General features: G+C 60.1%; 2 protein-coding genes. Both read left to right on the top strand.

Features of this window, described 5'->3' with window-relative positions; genetic code table 11:
• Nucleotides 1-7: 7 nt before the first annotated feature.
• Nucleotides 8-766, top strand: a complete 759-nt coding sequence (locus DA915_RS28550; RefSeq protein ID WP_244600822.1) for a carbohydrate ABC transporter permease — start codon at nt 8-10, stop codon at nt 764-766.
• 12 nt (nt 767-778) lie between these two features.
• Nucleotides 779-1,770, top strand: a 992-nt coding sequence (locus DA915_RS28545) for an ABC transporter ATP-binding protein (protein WP_107678101.1), incomplete at its 3' end; no start/stop codon positions are given.

Below are 1,770 nucleotides of genomic sequence, written 5' to 3'. Positions count from 1 at the left end.
GGCGCTTCTGCTGTTCTTCCCGATCCTTTACGCCTTCCTCACCTCGCTCAAGACCGAGCCGGAGGCGATATCAGGCTTCAGCCTCATTCCGTCAGGCACGCTCGAAAACTACATCACCGTGCAGACCCAGCGTGATTACTTCAAGCCGTTCATGAACTCGGTGGTGCTGTCGCTCGGCTCGACGATCATCGCACTCATCATCGCCATTCCCGCCGCCTGGGCCATGGCGTTCTCGCCGACCAAGCGCACCAAGGACATTTTGATGTGGATGCTTTCCACCAAGATGATGCCGGCGGTTGCCGTGCTGGTGCCGATCTACCTGATCTTCCGCAATGCCGGCCTGCTCGATACCCGCATCGGCCTCACTGTCATGCTCACCTTCATCAACCTGCCGATCGTGGTGTGGATGCTTTACACCTACTTCCGCGAAATCCCCGGCGAGATTCTTGAGGCAGCCCGCATGGATGGCGCATCGCTGTGGAACGAGATCGTGCATGTGCTGACCCCGATGGCGGTTCCGGGCATTGCCTCGACGCTGCTTTTGAACGTCATCCTTGCCTGGAACGAATCCTTCTGGACGATCCGGCTGACGACCACCAATGCAGCACCGCTGACGGCCTTCATCGCCTCCTTCTCCTCGCCGCAGGGGCTGTTCTGGGCAAAACTTTCGGCCGCCTCGATGATGGCGATCGCCCCCATTCTCGTCATCGGCTGGTTCTCGCAGAAACAACTCGTGCGTGGCCTCACCTTCGGCGCCGTGAAATAAGGAACGACAATAATGGGCAGCATTTCCCTTCAGAACGTGTCCAAGCTCTTCGGCGAGGCAAAAGTCATCCCGTCGATCGATCTCGACATCCATGACGGCGAGTTCGTCGTCTTCGTCGGCCCATCCGGCTGCGGCAAGTCCACGCTGTTGCGCCTGATCGCCGGGCTGGAAGATGTCTCCGGCGGAAAGATCGTCATCGACGGCAAGGACGCCACCGAAAAGGCCCCGGCCGAACGCGGCCTTGCCATGGTGTTCCAGTCCTATGCGCTTTATCCGCATATGAGTGTCAGGAACAACATCGCCTTCCCGCTGAAGATGGCCAAGCTCGACAAGGCGGTGATCGACAGGAAGGTCGACGATGCCGCCCGCATCCTCAACCTTACCGATTATCTCGAACGCCGGCCCTCGCAACTGTCCGGCGGTCAGCGCCAGCGTGTCGCCATCGGCCGCGCCATCGTGCGCGAACCGAAGGCGTTCCTGTTCGACGAACCGCTCTCCAACCTCGATGCGGCGTTGCGCGGCACCATGCGGCTGGAAATCTCCGAGCTGCACAACACGCTGAAGACGACGATGATCTACGTCACCCACGACCAGGTGGAAGCGATGACCATGGCCGACAAGATCGTGGTGCTCAACCGCGGCAATATCGAGCAGGTCGGCTCGCCGATGGAGCTCTACAAGACACCGCGCAACCTCTTCGTCGCCGGTTTCATCGGTTCGCCGCGCATGAACCTGGTGACCGGCGATTACGCCCGGCAAAAGGGAGCGACTACCGCCGGCGTGCGGCCAGAGCATCTGGTGCTGTCGAAAGAAAGTGGGTTGTGGCAGGGCAAGGTGACCGTCGCCGAACATCTCGGCTCCGATACCTTCCTCCACCTCGACGTCCAGGGCATCGGCCCGATCACTGCAAGGACCGATGGTGAGTTCGAATGCAGGCATGGCGATACCGTGTTTATCACCCCCGATGATACCAAAATCCACAGGTTCGATGAAAAGGGCATCGC

The sequence above is a fragment of the Agrobacterium sp. LAD9 genome (assembly GCF_003031125.1).
Lineage (GTDB): Bacteria > Pseudomonadota > Alphaproteobacteria > Rhizobiales > Rhizobiaceae > Agrobacterium > Agrobacterium radiobacter.
This window is presented reverse-complemented; position numbering and strand designations above follow the sequence as displayed.